This is a genomic window from Kitasatospora sp. NPDC015121, assembly GCF_055562955.1.
On sequence record NZ_JBVHEH010000045.1, the window covers coordinates 19,267 to 39,771 of the forward strand.

At 70.6% G+C, this 20,505-nt stretch carries 25 protein-coding genes, 1 tRNA gene and 1 pseudogene; 6 read left to right on the plus strand and 21 right to left on the minus strand.

Annotated elements, in window-relative coordinates:
- Positions 1-13 precede the first annotated feature (13 nt).
- The 4 genes from ACZ3J7_RS37550 to ACZ3J7_RS37565 all read right to left on the minus strand — a co-directional run bounded on the left by ACZ3J7_RS37550 (position 14) and on the right by ACZ3J7_RS37565 (position 1,901).
- Entirely contained in the window at positions 14-205 is a 192-nt protein-coding gene (locus tag ACZ3J7_RS37550) for a hypothetical protein (RefSeq protein ID WP_465627755.1), read from the minus strand.
- A 121-nt stretch (positions 206-326) separates the two neighbouring features.
- Entirely contained in the window at positions 327-1,169 is an 843-nt protein-coding gene (locus ACZ3J7_RS37555) for an NUDIX hydrolase (RefSeq protein ID WP_465627757.1), read from the minus strand.
- A gap of 109 nt (positions 1,170-1,278) precedes the next feature.
- On the minus strand, positions 1,279-1,743 hold the full coding sequence (locus ACZ3J7_RS37560) for a RidA family protein (protein ID WP_465627759.1): 465 nt from the start codon (positions 1,741-1,743) through the stop codon (positions 1,279-1,281).
- A gap of 2 nt (positions 1,744-1,745) precedes the next feature.
- On the minus strand, positions 1,746-1,901 hold the full coding sequence (locus tag ACZ3J7_RS37565) for a DUF4177 domain-containing protein (protein WP_014136749.1): 156 nt from the start codon (positions 1,899-1,901) through the stop codon (positions 1,746-1,748).
- Between the two features lie 294 nt (positions 1,902-2,195).
- Here ACZ3J7_RS37565 and bagA point away from each other — a divergent pair, with 294 nt between their 5' ends.
- Both bagA and bagB read left to right on the plus strand, forming a co-directional pair.
- Entirely contained in the window at positions 2,196-3,206 is a 1,011-nt protein-coding gene (bagA, locus tag ACZ3J7_RS37570) for an ATPase BagA (RefSeq protein WP_465627794.1), read from the plus strand.
- Complete coding sequence (gene bagB / locus ACZ3J7_RS37575; RefSeq protein WP_465627761.1) at positions 3,203-4,411, plus strand: ATPase BagB; 1,209 nt, start codon at positions 3,203-3,205, stop codon at positions 4,409-4,411. Before bagA ends, bagB begins: the two co-directional genes overlap by 4 nt.
- Positions 4,412-4,448: 37 nt before the next feature.
- Here the strand turns inward: bagB and ACZ3J7_RS37580 are convergent, their stop codons facing one another.
- Entirely contained in the window at positions 4,449-4,772 is a 324-nt protein-coding gene (locus ACZ3J7_RS37580) for a WhiB family transcriptional regulator (protein ID WP_030461873.1), read from the minus strand.
- A gap of 400 nt (positions 4,773-5,172) precedes the next feature.
- Between ACZ3J7_RS37580 and ACZ3J7_RS37585 the strand changes: the two genes are divergently transcribed.
- A complete protein-coding gene (locus ACZ3J7_RS37585) occupies positions 5,173-7,404 on the plus strand; it encodes a transglycosylase domain-containing protein (protein ID WP_465627763.1) in 2,232 nt (743 codons plus the stop codon).
- A gap of 102 nt (positions 7,405-7,506) precedes the next feature.
- Here the strand turns inward: ACZ3J7_RS37585 and ACZ3J7_RS37590 are convergent, their stop codons facing one another.
- Positions 7,507-7,962, minus strand: a complete 456-nt coding sequence (locus ACZ3J7_RS37590) for a GatB/YqeY domain-containing protein (protein ID WP_465627765.1) — start codon at positions 7,960-7,962, stop codon at positions 7,507-7,509.
- A gap of 188 nt (positions 7,963-8,150) precedes the next feature.
- Between ACZ3J7_RS37590 and ACZ3J7_RS37595 the strand changes: the two genes are divergently transcribed.
- A complete protein-coding gene (locus ACZ3J7_RS37595) occupies positions 8,151-9,095 on the plus strand; it encodes a metallophosphoesterase (protein ID WP_465627767.1) in 945 nt (314 codons plus the stop codon).
- An 88-nt stretch (positions 9,096-9,183) separates the two neighbouring features.
- Positions 9,184-9,257 (plus strand) — tRNA-Pro (locus tag ACZ3J7_RS37600).
- A gap of 77 nt (positions 9,258-9,334) precedes the next feature.
- Here ACZ3J7_RS37600 and ACZ3J7_RS37605 read toward each other — a convergent pair.
- From ACZ3J7_RS37605 to ACZ3J7_RS37665, 13 genes are all read right to left on the minus strand, one after another.
- Positions 9,335-10,492 (minus strand): tyrosine-type recombinase/integrase, encoded by a 1,158-nt coding sequence (locus ACZ3J7_RS37605; protein WP_465627769.1) that lies wholly within the window; start codon positions 10,490-10,492, stop codon positions 9,335-9,337.
- Entirely contained in the window at positions 10,489-10,692 is a 204-nt protein-coding gene (locus ACZ3J7_RS37610) for a helix-turn-helix domain-containing protein (RefSeq protein WP_465627771.1), read from the minus strand. Before ACZ3J7_RS37610 ends, ACZ3J7_RS37605 begins: the two co-directional genes overlap by 4 nt.
- Positions 10,689-12,095, minus strand: a complete 1,407-nt coding sequence (gene repSA / locus ACZ3J7_RS37615; protein WP_465627773.1) for a replication initiator protein RepSA — start codon at positions 12,093-12,095, stop codon at positions 10,689-10,691. Before repSA ends, ACZ3J7_RS37610 begins: the two co-directional genes overlap by 4 nt.
- A gap of 74 nt (positions 12,096-12,169) precedes the next feature.
- The gene (locus tag ACZ3J7_RS37620; RefSeq protein ID WP_465627775.1) at positions 12,170-12,352 is read right to left on the minus strand and encodes a hypothetical protein; all 183 of its coding nucleotides are present in this window, start codon (positions 12,350-12,352) and stop codon (positions 12,170-12,172) included.
- A 101-nt stretch (positions 12,353-12,453) separates the two neighbouring features.
- Positions 12,454-12,993 (minus strand): GGDEF domain-containing protein, encoded by a 540-nt coding sequence (locus ACZ3J7_RS37625; protein WP_465627777.1) that lies wholly within the window; start codon positions 12,991-12,993, stop codon positions 12,454-12,456.
- Positions 12,994-13,071: 78 nt separating this feature from the next.
- Entirely contained in the window at positions 13,072-13,608 is a 537-nt protein-coding gene (locus tag ACZ3J7_RS37630; RefSeq protein WP_465627779.1) for a DUF6197 family protein, read from the minus strand.
- Positions 13,609-13,621: 13 nt separating this feature from the next.
- The gene (locus tag ACZ3J7_RS37635) at positions 13,622-13,819 is read right to left on the minus strand and encodes a hypothetical protein (protein ID WP_030919755.1); all 198 of its coding nucleotides are present in this window, start codon (positions 13,817-13,819) and stop codon (positions 13,622-13,624) included.
- A gap of 13 nt (positions 13,820-13,832) precedes the next feature.
- On the minus strand, positions 13,833-14,024 hold the full coding sequence (locus tag ACZ3J7_RS37640; RefSeq protein ID WP_030919758.1) for a mobile element transfer protein: 192 nt from the start codon (positions 14,022-14,024) through the stop codon (positions 13,833-13,835).
- Between the two features lie 10 nt (positions 14,025-14,034).
- A complete protein-coding gene (locus tag ACZ3J7_RS37645; protein ID WP_465627782.1) occupies positions 14,035-14,721 on the minus strand; it encodes a DUF2637 domain-containing protein in 687 nt (228 codons plus the stop codon).
- Positions 14,722-14,802: 81 nt separating this feature from the next.
- Complete coding sequence (locus ACZ3J7_RS37650) at positions 14,803-15,039, minus strand: hypothetical protein (RefSeq protein WP_465627784.1); 237 nt, start codon at positions 15,037-15,039, stop codon at positions 14,803-14,805.
- Between the two features lie 84 nt (positions 15,040-15,123).
- Positions 15,124-16,512 carry an FtsK/SpoIIIE domain-containing protein gene (locus tag ACZ3J7_RS37655; RefSeq protein WP_465627786.1) on the minus strand — a complete coding sequence of 463 codons (1,389 nt, stop codon included), beginning with the start codon at positions 16,510-16,512 and terminating at the stop codon, positions 15,124-15,126.
- Positions 16,513-16,516: 4 nt separating this feature from the next.
- Positions 16,517-16,858 (minus strand): SCO3933 family regulatory protein, encoded by a 342-nt coding sequence (locus ACZ3J7_RS37660; protein WP_030919767.1) that lies wholly within the window; start codon positions 16,856-16,858, stop codon positions 16,517-16,519.
- Between the two features lie 137 nt (positions 16,859-16,995).
- The gene (locus ACZ3J7_RS37665; protein WP_465627788.1) at positions 16,996-17,778 is read right to left on the minus strand and encodes a GntR family transcriptional regulator; all 783 of its coding nucleotides are present in this window, start codon (positions 17,776-17,778) and stop codon (positions 16,996-16,998) included.
- A 17-nt stretch (positions 17,779-17,795) separates the two neighbouring features.
- Here ACZ3J7_RS37665 and ACZ3J7_RS37670 point away from each other — a divergent pair, with 17 nt between their 5' ends.
- Positions 17,796-18,278, plus strand: a complete 483-nt coding sequence (locus ACZ3J7_RS37670) for an NUDIX hydrolase (protein WP_465627796.1) — start codon at positions 17,796-17,798, stop codon at positions 18,276-18,278.
- 481 nt (positions 18,279-18,759) lie between these two features.
- Here ACZ3J7_RS37670 and ACZ3J7_RS37675 read toward each other — a convergent pair whose 3' ends face one another.
- Positions 18,760-20,226 carry a P-loop ATPase, Sll1717 family gene (locus ACZ3J7_RS37675; RefSeq protein ID WP_465627790.1) on the minus strand — a complete coding sequence of 489 codons (1,467 nt, stop codon included), beginning with the start codon at positions 20,224-20,226 and terminating at the stop codon, positions 18,760-18,762.
- A gap of 162 nt (positions 20,227-20,388) precedes the next feature.
- A pseudogene (locus ACZ3J7_RS37680) lies at positions 20,389-20,505 on the minus strand (IS982 family transposase); the annotation flags it as partial.

The following is a 20,505-nucleotide window of genomic DNA, read 5'->3' on the forward strand; positions in this document are numbered from 1 at the left end:
CCGGGGCCGGCGCTCACGCGGCGTCCCGTTCGTCGCGGCTGATCCGGCGCGACGGGAGCGGGCGGACCAGGGCGCGCGGCGGCAGGTCGCGGGTCAGCGGACGGCTGGTCTCCCGGGGCGTCGCCTCGTCGTGGGCGACGGCGCGGGGGGTGACGGGGCGGGCGGGCGTGGCCGAGGTCCGGCGAGCCACGTCGTTGTGGGTCATCGGAGTCTCCTTCCGAGGTCAGGGCGGTGCGGTGCGCTTGTCGGTCAACGGTACGGGCCGGGTGGGACCGGCCCGGAACGGCCGCTCCGGCGGAGCCGGTGATCGTTCCGGGGGAAGGTTCTCACGCCGGGAAGACGCCGTCGATAGTCAGCTCGTCATACCCGTCCCAGCGCACCGTCATGCGGTCCCCCGCCACCTCCGCCCGCCCCAGCACCGGGACGACCCTCCGGTCCGCCGCGGCGGCCGCCACTGCGGCCGCGGTGCGCAGCGGCAGCAGCTCGCGCAGCACCGTGACGGTCGGCGGCAGCATCCCGAACTCGCCCGCAGCGAAGCCGTCCAGCGCCGCCGCCGGGCTCAGCCAGGCGACCCGGTCGGCCTCCCCGACGGTGTCCGCGGCGGCCTGCCCGGGCGGCAGCGCGGCGACGAAGAACCAGGTGTCGAAGCGCCGCTCCTCGAACTCCGGGGTGACCCAGCGCGCCCACGCCGCCAGCAGGTCGCTGCGCAGCACCAGCCGGTGCTCCGTCAGGAACTCCGCCAGCGAGACCTCGTGCCGCTCCAGCGCGGCCCGCTCGGCCGCCCAGTCCCGCGGCTCCACCAGCGTCCGCGCGTCCGGCCCGGCCAGCAGCACGCCGGCCTCCTCGAAGGTCTCCCGGACGGCCGCGCACAGCACCGCGCACGCCGTCGCCTCGTCCACCCCCAGCCGCCCGGCCCACTCGGCCGCGGACGGCCCGGCCCACGGCGGGCGCACCTCCCGGTCCCGCGGGTCCACCCCGCCCCCGGGGTAGGCGTACATGCCCCCGGCGAACGCCATCGTGGCGCGCCGCCGCAGCAGGTACGCCTCCGGCCCGGCCGCGCCCTCGCGCAGCAGCACCACGGTGGCGGACGGCTTGGCCGGCGCGGGGACGAGCTCCCCGGTGGTCAGGGCGCGGATACGGGCGGGCCAGGACGGCGGCATCTGGGGCATGCTCACGGATGTTAACGGCCGTTACCGGGAACGCGAAGGGCCGCCGGCGGCGCGCACGCGAAGGGCCCGCCGCTGCCGAGCAGCGACGGGCCCGTGCGAAGCGGCCGGATCAGTCCCGGACCCGGACCGTCAGCTCGACCTCGACCGGCGCGTCCAGCGGCAGCACCGCCACGCCGACGGCGCTGCGGGCGTGCACGCCCTTGTCGCCGAAGACCTCGCCCAGCAGCTCGCTGGTGCCGTTGACCACGCCGGGCTGGCCGGTGAAGTCGGGCGCGGAGGCGACGAAGCCGACCACCTTCACGACCTGCTCGACCCGGTCGAGGTCGCCGACCACCGACTTGACCGCGGCCAGCGCGTTCAGCGCGCAGACCCGCGCCAGCTCCTTGGCCTCCTCCGCGGTGACCTCGGCGCCGACCTTGCCGGTCAGCTGGAGCTTCCCGGCGACCATCGGCAGCTGGCCGGACGTCAGGACGTGCTCCCCGTCGCGCAGCGCCGGAACGTACGCGGCGACCGGGGCGGCGACCTCGGGCAGCGTCAGCCCGAGCTCGGCGAGCCTCTGCTCGACCTGGCTCATGACTACTCCTTCTCGCGCTTGAGGTACGCGACCAGCTGCTCCGGGTTCGGCCCGGGGACGACCTGGACGAGCTCCCAGCCGTCCTGGCCCCAGGTGTCGAGGATCTGCTTGGTGGCGTGCACGAGCAGCGGCACGGTGACGTATTCCCACTTGGTCATGGGGTGACTCTAGTGCCCGGCGGGCCCCCCGCGCCGTCAGGCGGCGGTCTCCGGCCCGCGCCCCGCCGCCCGCCCGGACCGGTGTGAGGTGGGACACAAACCGGGCATGATTCACCGGGGGCACCGGGATGCTCCCGGCATCCGGAGCGCTCGCTGGTTACCCTCGCGGTGAGGGGCCCGCCTCGGGTGCCCGGCGAGAGCGACGGACGGAGAGCGGGCGTGGCGGGCACCAGCGGCACGGCGGGGCCGACCGAGCAGGCAGCGCCGCGGGAGCCGGACTGGGAGGGCGTCAGGCTGCACGTGGTCAGCGGGAAGGGCGGCACCGGCAAGACCACGCTGGCCGCCGCGCTGGCCCTCGCGCTGGCCGCCGACGGCGGCCGCACCCTGCTGATCGAGGTGGAGGGCCGGCAGGGCATCGCCGAGCTGTTCCGGATCGCCGCGCTGCCGTACGAGGAGCGCCGGATCGCCACCGTCACGCCCGCCCAGCTCGGCCTGCCCGGCAAGGGCCACGGCGAGGTGCACGCGCTGGCGATCGACACCGAGCAGGCGCTGCTGGAGTACCTGGAGATGTTCTACAAGCTGGGCCGGGCCGGGAAGGCCCTGCAGAAGGTCGGCTTCGTGGACTTCGCGACCACCGTCGCCCCCGGCGTGCGCGACGTGCTGCTCACCGGCAAGGCCTGCGAGGCGGCCCGCCGCAAGGGCCCGGACGGGCGCCGCCGCTACGACGCGGTGGTGATGGACGCCCCGCCGACCGGGCGGCTGACCCGCTTCCTGAACGTCAACTCCGAGGTCGCCGGCCTGGCCCGGATAGGGCCGATCCACTCCCAGGCGCAGGCGGTGATGCGGGTGCTGCGCTCGCCCGAGACGGCGGTGCACTTCACCACCCTGCTGGAGGAGATGCCGGTCCAGGAGACCGTGGACGGGATCACCGAACTGCGCGAGTCCGGCCTGCCGGTCGGCGGCGTGCTGGTCAACATGGTGCGCCCGCCGGTGCTGGACGCGGCGGCGGTGGCGGCCGCCGACGGCGACCACCGCGAGGAGGTCGCGCTGGCCCTCGGCGAGGCCGGCCTGGGCGGGCGCTCGCGCAAGCCGGAGACCGTCCGGGCGAACGTCGCGCCGCTGCTCGACCCGCTGCTGGAGCAGGCCAGGGAGCACGCCGAACGGGTCGAGCTGGAACGGTCCCAGCGGGTTGACCTCCAGCAACTGCGGTTGCCCACCTACGAGTTGCCACTGATCGGCGAGGGTGTCGACCTGGCCGGGCTGTACCGCCTGGCGGGCGAGTTGAAGCGACAGGGAGCGGCATGACGGCGGGGAACCGGGCAGCGACGGACGGTGGCGCCACGGCGGACGGCGGCGGGGCGCGGGCCGCCGGGCTCGACGTCGACACCCTGATCGACGACCCGACGACCCGGATCGTGGTCTGCTGCGGCTCCGGCGGCGTCGGCAAGACCACCACCGCCGCCGCGATCGGCCTGCGGGCCGCCGAGCGCGGCCGCCGCGTCGTGGTGCTGACCATCGACCCGGCCCGCCGGCTCGCCCAGTCGATGGGCCTGAGCGAGCTGGACAACACCCCGCGGGTGGTCAAGGGCACCCGCGGCGACGGCGAGCTCCAGGCCATGATGCTGGACATGAAGCGGACCTTCGACGAGGTCGTGCTGGCCCACGCGGAGCCCGACCGGGCCCGGGCGATCATGGAGAACCCGTTCTACCAGTCGCTGTCGGCCGGCTTCGCGGGCACCCAGGAGTACATGGCGATGGAGAAGCTGGGCCAGCTCCGCGCCGAGGACCGCTGGGACCTGATCGTCGTCGACACCCCGCCGTCCCGCTCCGCGCTGGACTTCCTGGACGCCCCGACCCGCCTCGGGTCCTTCCTGGACGGCAAGGTGATCCGGCTGCTGACCGCCCCCGCCAAGGTCGGCGGGCGCTCCGCGATGAAGTTCCTGAACGTCGGCATGGGACTGATCACCGGCACCCTGGGCAAGATCTTCGGCGCCCAACTGCTCACCGACATCCAGACCTTCGTCTCCGCGACGGACTCGATGTTCGGCGGCTTCCGGGAGCGCGCCGACCGCACCTACCAGCTGCTGAAGGCCGAGGGCACCGCGTTCCTGGTGGTCGCCGCCCCCGAGCGGGACGCGCTGCGCGAGGCCGCGTACTTCGTCGACCGGCTGGCCGCCGACGACATGCCGCTGGCCGGCCTGGTGCTCAACCGGGTGCACACCACCGGCGCCCCGCAGCTCACCGCCGAACGGGCGCTGGCCGCCGCCGAGGCGCTGGAGGAGAACGGCGCGCCGCGGGCCGGCGCCGAGGCCGAGACCCTGGCCGCCGGACTGCTGCGGCTGCACGCCGAGCGGATGCAGATCATGGCGAGGGAGCGGCGCACCCGCAACCGCTTCGCCTCGGTCTACCCGGACGTACCGATCGTCGAGGTGGCCGCCCTCCCCGGCGACGTCCACGACCTGGACGGCCTGCGGGCGGTCGGTGACCGACTCGGCTCCCCCACCGAGTGACCCACCGGCCCGCCCGCCGACCGCTGCTGACGGAGCGTCAGCCCGCCTGGGCGTAGTCCCGCAGGACCACGCCGGTCGCCAGCGACTCCTCGTACTCGGTGCGCGCGGTCTCCAGCAGCCGGCGCCAGGAGTCCACGGTCGGCCGACGGCGCAGCAGCGCCCGCCGCTCGCGCTCCGTCATTCCGCCCCAGACGCCGAACTCGACCCGGTTGTCGAGCGCGTCCGCGAGGCACTCGGTGCGCACCGGACACCCGCTGCACACCGCCTTGGCGCGGTTCTGCGCCGCCCCCTGCACGAACAGTTCATCCGGATCGCTCGTGCGGCACGCCGCCTGCGCGCTCCAGTCGTCCACCCAGCCCATCCCGGCGCCGTCCTCTCCCGATTCGGGGCTCCCCCACGGCGGCAACGGCATATTCACCGTTGCCAGTTGAGGACGTTACGGAAGAACGGCACGACGCAACAGCCCCTGTGTGCCCAATCTCGCATGACCCGATCGGACTATGGGTGTCCAGCAGCTCACTCGTTGGAGTGACCGCAGGTCGGGGGCCTTGCCGGGGGCGGCAGGGGGGTATTCGTAGCGGTGCGTGACAGCGACCCGCCCGACACTCGTCCGGATCACGGACAAAGGCCCGCGAAACGGACAAAGCTCATCACTCACAAGAGTGATGACGATGAACAGAGCGAAGCTGTCGCAGTTCTGTGACAAGCGTAGGCGAACACCTGCCCCCCTGTACGGGATTCCGCGACGTAGGGTTCTCCCCATGGCACCTACGCGATCCACCGGCACCCTGATGGACAAGGCAGGGCACGGCGTCAAGTTCCTGGGCGGCTCGGTCCTCGCCGGCGTCCTGGTCGCCGGAATGGCGCTGCCGGCGGTCGGGGCGTTCGGCCTGACCGCCAAGGACACCGCCGAGTCGTTCGACAACATCCCGGACGACTTCAAGCAGCCCACCCTCTCCCAGGCGTCGATGATCTACGACGCCAAGGGCGGCCTGATCGCCAAGGTGTACGACCGCGACCGCACCATCCTCACCGCCGACCAGATGGCCCCGGTGATGCGGCAGGCCCAGGTCGACATCGAGGACGCCCGCTTCTACGAGCACGGCGCCGTCGACCTCAAGGGCGTGCTGCGCGCCGCCACCAAGAACGCCGAGTCCGGCACCACCGCGCAGGGCGCCTCCACGCTCACCCAGCAGTACGTGAAGAACGTCTTCGTCGAGCAGGCCGGCGACGACCAGGCCGCCTTCCTCGAAGCCACCAAGAAGAGCCTGGGCCGCAAGATCCAGGAACTCAAGTACGCCATCAAGCTGGAAGAGGACCTGAGCAAGGACCAGATCCTCACCAACTACCTGAACATCACCTTCTACGGCCACCAGGCGTACGGCATCGAGGCCGCCTCCAACCGGTACTTCAGCAAGAGCGCCAAGGACCTCACCGTCCCCGAGGCCGCGATGCTGGCCGGCCTGGTCCAGAACCCCACGGCGTACGACCCGATCGCCCACCCGCAGGCCGCGCAGACCCGCCGCAACACGGTGATCAACAAGCTGCTGGAGTACAAGCACATCACCCCCGAGCAGGCCAAGGCCGCGCTCGACGCCCCGCTCGGCATCAAGTACTCCGAGCCGCAGAACGGCTGCATCACCGCGCAGAACGGCATGGGCTTCTTCTGCGACTACGTGCGCCACGTCATCAAGCAGGACCCGGCGTTCGGCAAGACCGCCGCGGACCGCCAGAAGCTGTGGTCGCAGGGCGGGTTGAAGATCAACACCACCATCGACCCGGACAAGCAGAGCGCGATGTACAACGCGGTCACCAAGAAGGTCCGGGTGACCGACCCGGTGTCCGCCGCCGGCAGCATGGTCGAACCCGGCACCGGCAAGATCCTCGCCATGGCGCAGACCCGCCCGTACGGCCTGGACACCTCGAAGAACCAGATCGTGCTGAACCTCAACGTCGGCGCCTCGATGGGCGGCGGCAACGGCTTCTCGCCCGGCTCGACCTTCAAGCCGATCATGGCGGCGGCCGCGCTGGAGTCCGGCGTGCCGATCACCCAGGAGTTCTCCTCGCCCAACAGCATGGAGTACCCCAGGATGACCACCTGCGAGGGCACCACCCACGACCCGAAGACGCTCACCAACGAGTCGCCGGAGGAGAAGGGCCCGTACAGCCTCCAGGTCGCCATGCAGAAGTCGGTCAACACCTACTTCATCCAGCTGGAGGAGCAGGTCGGCCTCTGCCCGATGAAGCAGATGGCCGACAAGCTCGGCCTCGGCACCCTGGCCAACGGCACCAAGATCAAGCAGGTCGCCTCCATGGTGCTCGGCACCCAGGAGGTCAGCCCGCTCCAGATGGCCGGCGCCTACGCGGCGTTCGCCGCCCGCGGCCTCTACTGCGCGCCGGTCGCGCTCACCTCGGTCACCGGCGCCGACGGCAAGGAGATCGCCGTCCCCAGCGCCAACTGCAACCAGGCGATGTCGCAGACCACCGCGGACGGCGTCAACACCCTGCTGCTCGGCGTCACCGAGAAGGGCACCGGCTCCGCCCTCGGCCTCGACGACGGCCGCCAGATCGCCGGCAAGACCGGCACCACCGACTTCCGCTTCGCCGCCTGGTTCACCGGCTACACCCCGAACCTGGCCACCTCGGTCTGGCTCGGCGGCGTCGGCGGCAACGTCTCGATGAAGAACATCACCATCGGCGGCCACCCCTTCAAGGCGGTCTACGGCGCCGACGGCCCCGGCCCGATCTGGCAGCTCGCCATGAACGACGCCCTGAGCGGCAGCCCCAAGGCCACCTTCCAGAAAGTCGACATCCCGCAGCCGACCCAGCCGCCCGCCACCCCCGGCCCGGGCGACAACCAGTCCCCGCCGTCCGGCGACAACGCCCAGGGCGGCGGCAACGGCTGGCCCACCGGCGGCAACAACCCCATCGGCGGCGTCACCCTCCCGCCGAACGTCATCGGCGGGAACACCGGCAAGCCCGGCCGGCACTGACCCCGGCGGGACGACGGACGCGGAGCGGCCCGCGAGGAGATCCTCCTCGCGGGCCGCTCCGCTCTCCGCTTCTTGCCCGTCCGTCCAGCCAGCCAGCCGACCTCAGCCGGCCAGGGCGGCCTTCACGGCGGCGGCCACCCGGCCGCCCTCCGCCTTGCCCTCCACCTGCGGACGGACCAGCTTCATCACGGCGCCCATGCCCTGCGGGCCGCTCGCCCCGGACTCCGCCACCGCGGCGGCCACCAGCGCGGCCAGCTCCTCGTCCGAGAGCTGCTTCGGCAGGTAGGCGTCCAGCACCTCGCCCTCGGAGCGCTCCCGCGCCGCCTGGTCGGCCCGGCCCGCGCCCTCGAACGCCTCTGCGGCCTCCCGGCGCTTCTTCGCCTCCTTGCCGATCACCTGCAGCACCTCGGCGTCGGACAGCTCCTTCTTCTGCTTGCCCGCCACCTCCGCACTGGTGACCGCGGACAGCGTCAGCCGGAGGGTGGACGAGCGCAGCTCGTCCCGTGCCTTGATCGCAGCCGTGAGGTCCTCCTGCAGCTGCTCCTTGAGCGTCGTCATGCCGCCGATTCTGGCACCTGCCCCGCTCTGCCGCCGCCCCTTTACCGCCCGCCCCGCCCCCCGCCCGCGCCCTTCCTCCGTTCTTGCCCTCCCTTCTTGCCCTCCCTCTCATCTCCCCCTTCCGTCCCCGGCCCGCTCCTCCCCCGGGTCCCCGTCGGGCCGTTCCGGGGGTCTGCGACCATGGACCGATGCGACCGCTGTACTCCGTCCCGCTCGGCATCGCCGCCACCGGCGCCGCCTGTCTCGTCTACGCCGCCGGGTACGAGGTCCGCTCGTTCCGGCTGCGCCGCGTCGAGGTCCCGGTGCTGCCCGCCGGGGCCCGGCCGATCCGGATCCTCCAGGTCTCCGACATCCACATGGTCAACGGCCAGGCCAAGAAGCAGCGCTGGCTGCACAGCCTGGCGGGCCTCCGCCCCGACCTGGTCGTCAACACCGGCGACAACCTCTCCGACCCGCTCGGCGTCCCCGCCGTCCTGGACGCCCTCGGCCCGCTGATGGACTTCCCCGGCGTCTACGTCTTCGGCTCCAACGACTACTACGGCCCCGCCCGCAAGAGCCCCACCCGCTACCTCAAGGCCCTCCGCAGCGGCGCCCACGGCACCAACAACGCCGACGGCAGCGGCCGCCGGGGCATCACCGGCGCCATCCACAACCCCTGGCAGAAACTCCGCGACGGCTTCGACCAGGCCGGCTGGCTCAACCTCAACAACGCCCGCGGCCGCCTCACCGTCGCCGGCCTCGACATCGAGTTCACCGGCCTCGACGACCCGCACATCCGCCACGACGACTACACCGCCGTCGCCGGCGGCCCCTCCCCCGACGCCGACCTCTCCCTCGCGGTCGTCCACGCCCCCTACCTCCGCAGCCTCGACGCCTTCACCGCCGACGGCTACCCCCTCATCCTGGCCGGCCACACCCACGGCGGCCAGCTCTGCATCCCCTTCTACGGCGCCCTCGTCACCAACTGCGACCTCGACCCCGCCCGCGTCAAGGGCCTCTCCACCCACACCACCCCCCACCACCGCTCCTACCTCCACGTCTCCGCAGGCTGCGGCACCAACCGCTACACCCCCGTCCGCTTCGCCTGCCCCCCCGAGGCCACCCTCCTCACCCTCACCCCCGCCCCACGCTGACCAGCCCCTAAACCGGATTTCGTCTCTGGCCCCACCTCCTGTAGAGTTCTACTCGTTGCGCCGGACACGGAAGGCAACACAGCAGGACCGGGGTATAGCGCAGCTTGGTAGCGCGCTTCGTTCGGGACGAAGAGGCCGTGGGTTCAAATCCCGCTACCCCGACTTCGTAGTAGCAGGCAAGGGCCCTGCCGGAGAGATCCGGCAGGGCCCTTCCTCGTTGTGCGGGTCTAACTGAGTGACTACCCCTCTGCTGCGGGTCCGAAGACGTCGTCCATGACGGTCGCGCCGGTCTGGATCACCGGGCGGATCTGCTTCCGGTAGACCTCCTCCGTGACGCTGGTGCTGGAGTGGCCGACCAGCCGCGAGATCTCCTCCAGCGGGACGCCCTGGTCGGAGAGGATCGACACGAAGCTGTGCCGCAGCTCGCGGGGCGTCCAGTCGGCGGCGTTGATCCCCTCCGCCTTGGCGATGGCCGTCCGGAAGGCGCGGCGGACGTGCGACGGATCCAGCTCGGTACCTACGGCGGAGTGGAAGACGAGGCCGTTCTCCTGCCACTTGTCGCCGGCGGCGAGCCGGTCCCAGCCCTGGTCCACCCAGTGGTCCAGCAAGGCTTCGACGCACCGGGCGGGCAGAGCGAGGGTGCGCCGGGACTTCCGGGTCTTGGTGTCGCCCCCGGCCCGGACAGAGCGCCACACCGCGATGTGCGGCGGGACGCCGGCCGGGGTGCCCTTGAGGAAGGCGTGGTCCCAGGTGAGCGCCCGCAGCTCCTCGGTCCGGGCGCCGGTCAGCAGCGAGACCACGATGTAGGCGTACATGCCGGTCTTCTCGGCCGCCTTGAGGACCGCCTCCGCCTGAGCCAGTGTCAGGGCCTTGGAGGGCCGTCCAGGGCGGCCGGTGGGCACCGTGCAGAGCTCCACCACGTTGCGCTTCACCTTGTCCCGGGCCATCGCGCGCTTCACCGCCCGGTTGAGGCAGGAGTGCAGCGCTTGGAGGGTGCGGGTGCTCAGCTCCTTGGCCTTGGCCGCCAACCAGCGGTCGACGTCTTCGGCGCCCAGGTCGCGGAGCTTGCGGGCGCCCAGCGCCGGGATCACGTGGGTGCGGCACAGGGTGGTGCAGGTCTCGACAGTCCCGGCGTCGCGGCCAGCCAGCCCGTACGTCAGCCAGTCGTTCACCGCGTTGCCCACGGTGTAGTTGGTCGGCGCGATGGCGAGGCCGTCCTCGTGGTCGCGCAGGATCTCCTTGAGCTTGGCCTTCGCCTCGGTCTTGGTCCGGCCGCTCCCCCGCTTCACGATGCGCTTCCCGGCCGGGTCGAACCCGAGACTCGCGCTGGCGATCCAGCGCTGACGCTTCTCGTCCCAGTGGAGGCCGCCGTCCCCGCGGCTGCGGCGGGTGGTCACTGCTGCCCCCTCGCTTCGCGCTCCAGCAGCGCCACGTACTCGTTGATGGCGGAGGCCGGGACCAGGCGCGACCGGCCCTCCTTGACCGTGCGGAGGCGACCGGCGCGGATCAGGTCGTAGACCACGGTGCGGCTCAGCCTCAGCAGCTGCACCACGTCGTCCACCCGGTAGAGCACCGGCAGCTCGGTAGCGGTGGTCATCGGTTCTCCCCTTCGGCCGCGAGCTGGGCCAGCAGTTCCTGTCGGTCGTTGGTGCGGCGGTCGTGCAGCTCCCGCGCGACGGCGGCGGCGAGCATGGATTCCCCAGGGCTGTTGCCTGCTCCGGCGAAGGACCAGTGGGCGACGACGAGGGTTTCGGCGTCGGCCAGGTCGTCGAGGTCCGGAAGGCCGGCGGCGAGGAGGCGTGCGCGGAGGTCGGTCCGGGCCTGCTCGGCGCGGAAGTCGGCGCGGACCTGGCGGAGCGCGCCGAGGGTGGTCGAGTAGCCGGGCGACTTGGACGAGAAGTGACCGCGGAAGCCGAGCATGTGCGACCAGTGGGCGAGGAGCCGTTGCGGGTAGAGCGGATCGAGGTCCCAGCAGGCTTCGATCAGGCGGCGAGTGTGGTCCGGGAGGTCGTGCCGGTCTAGTTCGTGGCGCTCCAGGACGCGGCGGTCGACGGTCTCGGTGGTCTCGGCGCTCTTGGTGGCGTACTTGGCGACGTACGAGGCGACGGCCTGTTCGCTGATCTCGCCCGAGCCAAACGCACCGATCGGCCGGACGTCGAGCTGCTTGCCCCAGCGCAGCACCCGGGCGGGTAGGTCACCGGCGGCGGCCAGGGGGACGCCGACGCGGCGGGCAGCGGCCCGGATGGCGTCGTCCAGCAGCGGAACGGTGGCCCAGTCGGGCGGGGCGGTGTCGGCGCCCTCGGGCCCGTCGAGGCGGATCACGGCGTGGAAGTGGACCGCGCCCCGGCGCTGGTACTCGGCGACCTTGCCGAACGAGACCTTGGCCCTCTCGCGGAACTCACCGAGCGTCAGGCCGGCGCGGCGGGCGACTTCGCGGCGCAGGTAGATGGTGAAGCGCCGCCACAGGTCGGGGGCGTGGTTGTTCCAGAGCACGGCGTGCGCGTAGTCGTAGGCGTCCGGGTCGAGTGGGCTGCCCAGGACGGGCGAGCCTGCCGGATGGGCGGTACCGCAGCGGCAGTGGCCGTGGTCGGGCCGGTTGTGGACGGGGCCGAACGAGGGGGCGGTGAGGGTGGCGAAGACGCGGGGGTGCGAGCGCACCGTCTCCGGGACGCCCTTGGTGTCGTCGCCCGCGAGTCCGGCGCGGATCAGGTGGTAGGTGTCGGCCGAGTAGGTGCGGGCGCAGGCGGGGCAGCGGGAGGCACGTCGGTTGCCGCACGCGACCTTGAGCCGGTGGCCGGGCTCGTGGTCGGTCGAGTAGAGGTGCCATACGGCCTTCGTGGAGGCGTGCAGGAGGGTGCGGAAGCCCTTGAGGTGGATCGGGTTGGCGCACCCTCCGGTCCGGCGGATCTGGTCTTCCAGCCGGGGCAAGTCGCCGCGGGCGGCGAGCCGGGCGAGGTCGTGCAGAGCGAGGTCGGGTCGCTCGGTGAGCTGGTTCTTCATGGGCACCTCCCTTGACGGGAAAAGCCCGGGGCCGATGGAGCGCGGCAGCCCCGGGCGCAGGTCGGCGGGGCTGGTCAGCTCTGGGCGGCGGTAAGCGCGGCGCGGCGGGCGGTGCCGCTGCCCTGGCAGGCCGGGCAGGTGACCGGGGCGGTGGTGCGGCTGCCGTCCGGGCGGCGGCTGCCGGTGGCGATGGCGACGCGGGGGAAGCCGTCGCAGTTCGGGCAGATGCGGCCCTGGGCGTGGTGGTGCTGCGTCATGATGGTGGTCTCCTTCGCGGACTTCGGTTCGGGGAGGGTTGAGGTCCCCGGCGCGGCGGGATGCTTGGCGGCTTGCTGCCGTGCCGGGGACCGGTCTTGTGTCAGCGGCGGCGCGCGGTGCGGGCGCCGGGCTTGGCGGCGTACATCTGGCGGTCGGCCGCCGAAAGCGCCTCGGTGAGCAGCAGGGTGGCCGGGTGCGAGGTGCCGACGGAGGCGCCGATGTTCAGCAGCTCGGTGCCGTGGAGTACGGGGTGCTGGAGCTGGTCGTTCAGGTCGGGGACGCGGTGTTCGGCGTTCAGGACGACGGCGGCGAACTCGTCTCCGCCGAGGCGGGCGGCGATGCCGTCGGTGCCGCACCAGGTGGCCAGTCGGCGGGCGGTGGCGATCAGGACGGCGTCTCCGGCGGCGTGGCCGTGGGTGTCGTTGACGGCCTTGAAGTCGTCCAGGTCGATCAGCAGGACGGTGGTGCGCTCGGGGTGGCGGCGGATGATCCGCTCGGCGCGGGTGGTGAAGCCGTCGCGGGTCAGGAGCCCGGTGAGCGGGTCGCGGCGGGCGGTAGCGAGGCGGCGGGCGAGGACGGTGCTGTGGGTGGTCCAGCCGAGCAGGGGGACGCCGGCGGCGAGGAGCGGGGCGAGGTGCATGGCGGTCCTTCCGGAGCGGGTCGAGGTCTCCGGGGCGGCGGGATGGCTTGGCGGCTTGCTACCGCCCCGGGGACCGGTTCAGATGCCGAGGGAGCGCGCGCGGGCGGAGGCCCGGTCGAGCAGGTGGTGCACGTCGGCCTGGCGGGTGCCGGGGGCGTCGTTGAAGGCGTCCGGGGAGGCGACAGGCCGTCCGGTGGTGTGCAGGACTTCCATCACCTGGGTACGGGCTCGGCTGACCGTGTACGGGGTGCCGTAGCCGTTGAGCAGGACGGCGGCTTGGGCGCCGAGGAGGCAGACGCGGCCGGCGGAGTCCCACAGGACGCCCTGGACCCAGCCGACTTCGGCGAGGTAGCGGGAGGTCAGCCGCAGGTGGTCCGCGACGGTGACGGCGACCGGTCGGGCGGGGCGGCGCGCGAGGCGGTCCAGTAGGGACAGCCGCGGCTGCGGGAAGCCTGCGTTCCACCGCTGCACGGTGCTGCCGTAGTCGCAGATGAACGGCCTGACCGCGCGGGCCTGGACGGGCAACGTGGCGAGGTATGCCTCGATCTCCGCGACCAGGGCCGAGCCTTCGGGGGTGAGCGACAGCGCGCCCGGCAGCAGGAGGGTGGCGTTCACGGTCGTCCCCCGGTCACTTCTGCTGGGTGGTGTTGATGACGTCGACGCCGGAACGGGTGGTGCCGTCGATGACCGGGGCGAGGAAGGTGTTCGCCAGGTAGAAGCCGAACAGGCCGATGACGACGGCGACCCAGATGCGGATGTTGAGGAAGCGGACGACGGCCCAGGCGCCGACGCCGAGGACGAACACGAGCGGAAGGGTGACGTTCATGGCAGGTCTCCTGTCAGCGGACGGTGCAGCGGTGGGTGCGGGCGGCGATCTCGGCGGCGGCGCGACTGTCGTAGTCGGCGGAGAAGCCGCAGCGCGGGGCGGTGCAGGCGGCGGTGTGCTTCTCGCGGCCGCGGTTGTCGTAGTAGGTGCCGACCTGGACGGGGCCGATGCGCATCACGTTGCGCAGGCGGATCGGGCGGGGCATGGGTGACCTCTCAGGTGAGCTGGGCGGCGATGGCGGTGGCGAAGTGCGGCGGGACGCCGAGCCGGACGCGCAGGGTCTCGGTGTCGATCGGCTCGCCGGTCCGGACCCGGTGGTCGTCGGCGACCTTGCGAGCGTGGTCGACCAGCGCGGCCGGGACGGCGACGGTGGGCGTGGGTGCCGGCGCGGGAGCGGCGAGCAGAGCAGCAGGGGCAGGGGGTGCTTCGACGGCTTCCGGTTCGGGCTCGGCGTCCGGGAGATCGGTCGATGGATCGGGCTCGTACACCGGCAAGTCGACTTCCTCGACGGCTAGTTCGGGCTCTGTCGCCGTGCTGTTCCCGTGGGCGAGCAGAGTGCCGCCGAAGAACGCGAGAGCCGGCCAACCGGCGACCAGGATGCGGAGCCAGGCCGGGACGTCGGTGAGGTCGAGGAGTCCGGCGGTGGCGACGTTCGCGCCGAGCGAGGCGGCGAGCGCGATTCCGAACCAGGTCCAGGCCGAACCCACCGGCTCCCCGGCGGACTTGAGGTGGCGCATCCGCCGCCAGGCCGCGACCAACAGCAGGTCGACGGAGACGGGGTACGCCCACGCCTTCCAGTCGTGCTGGCCGGCGGCTTCGGCGACGTCGTGCAGGTGGGCGAAGGACAGCGCACCGGCGATGGCGGCTTGGACGAGTACGGCGTCCGGGCGGAGCAGTCGCATCGGTCGGTCCTCCTTCCGTTGGTTGGGCCGGGGCCGGGTGGGGCGTGAGGGCCGATCGCCCGGTCTCGGCGGTTCGGGCGGCTACGCGGTGGCGGTCTCGGCGGCGAAGCGCTCCAGGGCGGCCAGGTAGGCCGCGCTCTCGGCGGCCAGGTCCCGGGCGAAGGCCAGGTGCTCGGCGAGCGGGAGCTTGTCGTGCGCGCTGATCGTCAGGGTGTTGGGGGCCTGCCAGACGGCCAGGATCGGGGTGCGCTTGGTGCCGTAGTCGTGGCAGGTCACGCGGGTTCCGGACTCGACGTGGAAGGACATGGACGCGGTCATGGCGTGGTCCTCTCAGGGACGCGGGCATAGCGGGGTAGGGACGTGGCGCGGGTACGGTCACGCCGACCGTGGGGTGCGGGTGGGTTACTCGGTGACCTGTGAAGCCGAGAAGCGCGGCGGGAAGGACGGCTTCGGCGGGACGACAGCCGCGGGCGGAACGTAGGGGCGGAACCGTTCCAACTGGTCGATCGCGGGCGTGCGGTGGGCGTTCGCCCGGCAGATGGCGGCCGCTTCGGCGAGCGTCAGGTGCGGGGTGCGGATGCGGGACCAGCCGCCGGAGGAGTCACCGGCGACCGCGACGCCGGGCAGGTCCAGCGGGATCTGGGTGGCGGCGAAGACGGCGTCCGGTGAGACGTCGCCGAGTCCCATCTCGGCCGTGGCCTTGTCGTTGACCCGGTGCACCACCCGGCCGGTGAGCTGGGCCCGGAGCATGGTCGCCCCTTTGCCCAGCTCGGCTCCGAACCGCTGGCCGCAGGCTTCGACGTAGATGTGTGCGGCCCGGCCGAGCTGGGCGAGGCGGATCAGCTGGGTGACCATCCGGTCCCGCCGTTCCTCGTCCTTGCGGGTGGCGGCCATGAACAGTTCGGCCACCTCGTCCACCAGCAGGACGACCGGCACAGGCCGGAGTTTGGCCGGCAGGCCCCAGACGTCCGAGGTGATGTCCTCCGTCGGGATCGCGGACGGGATGCTCTGGTGGGCGCGGATCAGGCCGTAGCGCTCCTCCATCAGCTCAACGAGCTTGTCCAGTAGGTCACTTGCCATCGCCGGGTCGGTCGCCAGCGCCGTCAGCCGGGAGGCGAACGGGGCCTGTTCGACGCCGCGCTTGCAGTCGATGCCAGCCAACGCGACTTCGGTGCGGGCGAGTTGGGCGACCAGGTTCCGCAGGTACATCGACTTGCCGGACAGTGTGGCCCCGAGCGTCAGCGCGTGCGGCACCGCCCGGTAGTCGCGGACGAAGGCCGTGCCGTCCTCGCGCAGGGCGACGGGGACGACCAGCTCACCGGACTGCGAGGTGCGCGGCATCCGCACCTTGCGGAGCACGTCGTACCCGGTCATCCGCAGTTCGACGACGCCGGGCTTGATCACCGCGACGTGGACGCTGTGGACGCCCCAGGCGTGCCGCAGCCGCTCTGCCGAGGCCAGCAGGTCCGCCGGTTCCTGGCCGGGAGCCAGCCGGAGCCTGACCTTGAGGCCGGTGGTCGTCGGCCGGACGCGGCGGATCCGGGGCGGCACCGGCCGGATCTCCCGCCGGGTGGTCGCCCGGGTGATGGCGATCCGCAGCGTGGACGGGGCGACGGTCAGGCCGCAGGCGTCCATGGTGCTGCTGTACGTCACGGAGAAGCGTGCCGTGACAATCGGGAGGCCGATGGCCGACCAGTACAGCGCCGGAGCCTTGCCCCGGGCGTACGCGGCCCCGCCCCCGAGAGCGGCGAGCGGGACGCCCACCTCAGCGAGTGCCAGAACCCCCGACACGACGTCAGCCCTGGACCGGAACGAGCGAGGTGACGGCCGCCGCGCGGAACGAGATCCCGTGCCGCTTCTGCCCGTTGAACTCGTTCTCCCAGTCCCGCGCCTTGAGGCCGGTGAGCGCGACCGGCATCCCGACCGCCAGCGACTCGGACAGGCCGGTCTCCGGCACCGAGACGGTGTAGAGGTTCGCCTCGCCCTCGTCGGCGATGGTCAGCCCGACGGTCATCATCTTCGCGCCGGTCTCCCGGTCGACGGCGATCTCACCCGTCTGCCGGTTCACGACCTTCGGGGCGGGCGGGACGGCGACGAACACGAAGGCGGTGGAGGTGTCTACCTTGAACACAGCCATGGCTGCATCTCCTCTAGATGAGGTCATCTCCTGTACTCATGTACAGGAGTTACGAGTAGAAGAGTGCCCGACTCCTGTACATAAGTAAACCCGCCGCGAGAAGAAACCCGCGACGGGTTAAGGAACTTGAGCTTCCGTCAGTCGGTGGCGGCGAACCGGTAGTCGAGAACGAACTGGTCAGCAGCCATGAGCGTGTCGCAGACCTCCACCACGCGGCCGGCGGTGGTGACGGCCTCCCGCACCAGATGGATCACCGCCGCACCCGGACTCAGCGCCAGCGCGGTCGCCTCGGCCTTGGTCGCCAGCCGGGCCCGGACGGTCTCCCCGTACTCGGCAAGCGTGAAGCCGTGATCCTCCAGGCGCTGGTAGATCCCGCCACCACCCGGATTCTCCGCGAACAGCTCCGGGATGTCCTTCGCCACGTCCCACGGCAGGTACGAGGTCGCCTCCTCGGTCGGCACGCCGTCCCGGAAGTACCGGCGCCGACGGGCGAGGACCTGGGTGCCCGCGGGGATCTGGAGCCGCTCGGCGATATCGGCCGGCGCTTCGGTCGGCCCGATGAACAGCACCGTGACGGAGGGCTTGCTGCCGGACGCCTCGGTCTCGGCGATGTAGGCCGCCTTGCCCGCCTTGCGGTGGGCCCGCCGGAAGCGGTCGGACGACTTGCGCTGCACCGGGGGGCGGGAGCGGACGAAAGAGCCCTTCCCGTGCCGGGTCTCGATGAGCTGTGCCGTCCGCAGCTCGGCGATGGCGTTGCGCACGGTGCCAGAGGCGACCCCGTAACGCTCCATCAGGTCGGCTTCACTCGGCACCGAGTCACCCGGCCGGAGGGTGCCCGCCTTGATCTCTGCGGCCAGGTCGTCGGCGATCTGCAGGTACTTCTTCGCCTTCGCCGACCCAGCCAGCTCGCTACTCGCCATAGTCCTTCAGGGCTCCTATTCTCCTGTACATGAGTAACAGCGCCCCGAAGCCGCAGTCAACGCCCCTCCACTCCGTGTCCGTTGCCGGAGCCGTGGTGCGCGAAGACGGCCGGGTGCTGGCGATCCGCCGCGCCGACAACGGCACCTGGGAGCCCCCCGGCGGCATCCTGGAGCTGACGGAGACCGTCGAGGACGGCGTGCGCCGCGAGATCTACGAGGAGACCGGCCTCAAGGTCGGCGTCGAACGGCTCACCGGCGTCTACAAGAACGTCACCCGCGGCGTGGTCGCCTTAGTCTTCCGGTGCCATCTCGAAGGCGGCGACGAGCAGCTGTCCGACGAGTCCACCGCGATCGAGTGGCTGACGCCGGCCGAAGTCTCCGACCGCATGGCCGAGGTGTACGCGGTCCGCGTCCTGGACGCGCTGAGCGACGAGGCAGCCCCGAGCATTCGTACCCACGACGGCCGGCAGTGGCTCACCGAGCATGCGGCAGCGAGCTGATCAGGCCCACCGGCACCGTCAGAATCTGACAGTGGTCACCCCCCTGCATGCCCACACCCTGCGCCAAGCTCCGTCGGGGTGAGTGAGGTGGAGGGGATGGGGTGTTACGAGTTTCGCTACTTCATCAAGGCGCGCACAGCGCGCCAGCGCGCGGCCCTGGCCGCTCGCCTCCGCTCCTGTCTTCGCCCCGCGCCGGCGGCGGCCCAGCCGCGCACGTGGCAAGTCCGAGTGCGAGGGCAGAGGCCCCAAACCCCGCCGTGGCTGGGGCGGGCGGCTCCACGGTTTTACCCACCTGCCAGGACCGGGCCCCGCGTCGAGCAAGAACGGGGGGCCACTCGGCCACATTGCGGTCAGGCCCAAAAAGCCCTGACCGAGTCGCAACAGCTTACGACCCCCCGATCATGCTCGACCCCAGACCAGGCAGGACACCGGCCAAAACCGCTCCACCGCCCAGATCGATACCGTTGCGCCAGCGATATAGCTAGGAGGCTTGACGGGTCAGGTCTAGCGCTTCCTTGAATCCGGCATGAACGCGGAAAACTTCGGACGTCGCATTGAACCGAGCCCGCGGATCGCGGTAGCGCCAAACGTATTCAGAGCCGCCACCTCGCCCACCAGGCTTCAGGTAGCCTACGACTGAAAATTCAAACAACTGACCGAGGGCGATTGTGGCGTCGAGGCCAGCAAGGCTCACACGCCGAGAAAATGCTTCCTGGAATTCAGACAAGGAGAACTGGGTGGAGCCGATTTCCTTTACCACCTCCAGGTACTCCTTGTACTGCGGGACATGCTTTGCAATTTCATCATCGAGCTCATTCAAGAGATAGTCCGAATACCCCGAACGCGCCTCATGGACCGCCTCATTGTCAAACTGTTCACCAAAGAGCGATGAATTATACTTCTTGAGGACCTCGTTGCAGAATTTGATCATGTCGCGCGGGCGCAGGAAAGTCCGGTCGCAGATATGCCTATATTTGGTCTGTCTGCTGGGCATCTCTCGGTTCTCATCAAAGACGTCTCCCCAAAAAACCGGAGACCCTCCGTCCGCCTCCAAGACGACACTGAACCGACTCTCCATCAGCCGCTTCAAAGTCAGGCCACTTCCCGACTCACTCCACTCAACGAGTTCCGAGAAGTTCTCGGTAATCTTATTCTTATCTTCGAACTGAAGGTCCTGATAGATATCATCTCGCAGGAACACTACAATATTGAGCTTCTTGCCACGATTCCTGCCGGCCAAAAAGAGGTCACGCGCGGCAAGAATCAAGCCGATCAAGCGCTGGCCGTACGCTTGGTCGGACTTCGTGAACCCCAGGTCGAGCTGGTCAAAACAGATGAAGTATGAGTTGTCCGGGTTGAGCGAACGCAAAATATGCTCCTGGATCGCTCGATTTACCTCTTGAATATGCGGAGCAAGCTCCCGCACCCGAAGCCTTTCGCCAGACACGTCAAGGAAGGGGATCTTCAAGGTTCCCTTTAGGCGAAGCTCCTTGTCTGGGCTAAAAAGCTGTCGTACATCCGGATCGCGAGAGCCGTAAGAGTCAACAACGAAGTCCTCCAGAGCCTGGAGTGAATGCATCGACTCTTCATCCCAAGGCTGACTTTGATCCTGATTCAAAAGAATCTTTGCCAAGCCGATCAGAATTAGGTACTTCCAGCTATGGAAATACCTCCGTTCCTCCGGCACTCCCGTCTGAGCCTGAAGGTCATGATGCTGCCACGGGTAGTCCTCAAAGGAGTGACCGTAGGAGAATTCGTTGAACTCACGCTCGGTCATGAACCGCTTAAATATGGCGGTTTTCCCCGAGCCCTTCCTTCCAAGGATCAAAAACTTTTTGTTTCCCTTCGCGGCGAGATACGCCGGATGATCCTGGAAACAGTCTCGGAGCAACTCATCTGCATCTGCATCAATTGCCCCAAAGTTCTCAACCTCGGAGAGACTTAGCATCGCGCTCCACTCTTAGACGGAACTTGGCCTGGCGGATTGGTAGCGTACCGGCGGAGCGGCTGAGACGTCAGAGGTTTGCCCATCAGCGTTCCCGGGTGAGGCCAAGCCCGTACCGCCCTTGGCCTACGCGGGCGAGAGCTAGACGAGTAGTTCCGAAGTCGGTCAGTGGTCGTAGGCGATCAGGGAGCGGGTGACGGGTCGGCCGGTGGTTCGGTTGTGCCAGATCGCGCAGGTCATCGCGAGCAGTCGCTGGCCGACCCGGGCGCCGAGGCCCTCGAT

Excerpts from the sequence above, each read along its gene's own strand:
- ACZ3J7_RS37550 (WP_465627755.1), bottom strand. The coding sequence starts at position 205 with ATGACCCACAACGACGTGGCTCGCCGGACCTCGGCCACGCCCGCCCGC.
- ACZ3J7_RS37555 (WP_465627757.1), bottom strand. The coding sequence starts at position 1,169 with ATGCCCCAGATGCCGCCGTCCTGGCCCGCCCGTATCCGCGCCCTGACC.
- ACZ3J7_RS37560 (WP_465627759.1), bottom strand. The coding sequence starts at position 1,743 with ATGAGCCAGGTCGAGCAGAGGCTCGCCGAGCTCGGGCTGACGCTGCCC.
- ACZ3J7_RS37565 (WP_014136749.1), bottom strand. The coding sequence starts at position 1,901 with ATGACCAAGTGGGAATACGTCACCGTGCCGCTGCTCGTGCACGCCACC.
- bagB (WP_465627761.1), top strand. The coding sequence starts at position 3,203 with ATGACGGCGGGGAACCGGGCAGCGACGGACGGTGGCGCCACGGCGGAC.
- ACZ3J7_RS37580 (WP_030461873.1), bottom strand. The coding sequence starts at position 4,772 with ATGGGCTGGGTGGACGACTGGAGCGCGCAGGCGGCGTGCCGCACGAGC.
- ACZ3J7_RS37585 (WP_465627763.1), top strand. The coding sequence starts at position 5,173 with ATGGCACCTACGCGATCCACCGGCACCCTGATGGACAAGGCAGGGCAC.
- ACZ3J7_RS37590 (WP_465627765.1), bottom strand. The coding sequence starts at position 7,962 with ATGACGACGCTCAAGGAGCAGCTGCAGGAGGACCTCACGGCTGCGATC.
- ACZ3J7_RS37595 (WP_465627767.1), top strand. The coding sequence starts at position 8,151 with ATGCGACCGCTGTACTCCGTCCCGCTCGGCATCGCCGCCACCGGCGCC.
- ACZ3J7_RS37610 (WP_465627771.1), bottom strand. The coding sequence starts at position 10,692 with ATGACCACCGCTACCGAGCTGCCGGTGCTCTACCGGGTGGACGACGTG.
- repSA (WP_465627773.1), bottom strand. The coding sequence starts at position 12,095 with ATGAAGAACCAGCTCACCGAGCGACCCGACCTCGCTCTGCACGACCTC.
- ACZ3J7_RS37620 (WP_465627775.1), bottom strand. The coding sequence starts at position 12,352 with ATGACGCAGCACCACCACGCCCAGGGCCGCATCTGCCCGAACTGCGAC.
- ACZ3J7_RS37625 (WP_465627777.1), bottom strand. The coding sequence starts at position 12,993 with ATGCACCTCGCCCCGCTCCTCGCCGCCGGCGTCCCCCTGCTCGGCTGG.
- ACZ3J7_RS37635 (WP_030919755.1), bottom strand. The coding sequence starts at position 13,819 with ATGAACGTCACCCTTCCGCTCGTGTTCGTCCTCGGCGTCGGCGCCTGG.
- ACZ3J7_RS37640 (WP_030919758.1), bottom strand. The coding sequence starts at position 14,024 with ATGCCCCGCCCGATCCGCCTGCGCAACGTGATGCGCATCGGCCCCGTC.
- ACZ3J7_RS37645 (WP_465627782.1), bottom strand. The coding sequence starts at position 14,721 with ATGCGACTGCTCCGCCCGGACGCCGTACTCGTCCAAGCCGCCATCGCC.
- ACZ3J7_RS37650 (WP_465627784.1), bottom strand. The coding sequence starts at position 15,039 with ATGACCGCGTCCATGTCCTTCCACGTCGAGTCCGGAACCCGCGTGACC.
- ACZ3J7_RS37660 (WP_030919767.1), bottom strand. The coding sequence starts at position 16,858 with ATGGCTGTGTTCAAGGTAGACACCTCCACCGCCTTCGTGTTCGTCGCC.
- ACZ3J7_RS37665 (WP_465627788.1), bottom strand. The coding sequence starts at position 17,778 with ATGGCGAGTAGCGAGCTGGCTGGGTCGGCGAAGGCGAAGAAGTACCTG.
- ACZ3J7_RS37675 (WP_465627790.1), bottom strand. The coding sequence starts at position 20,226 with ATGCTAAGTCTCTCCGAGGTTGAGAACTTTGGGGCAATTGATGCAGAT.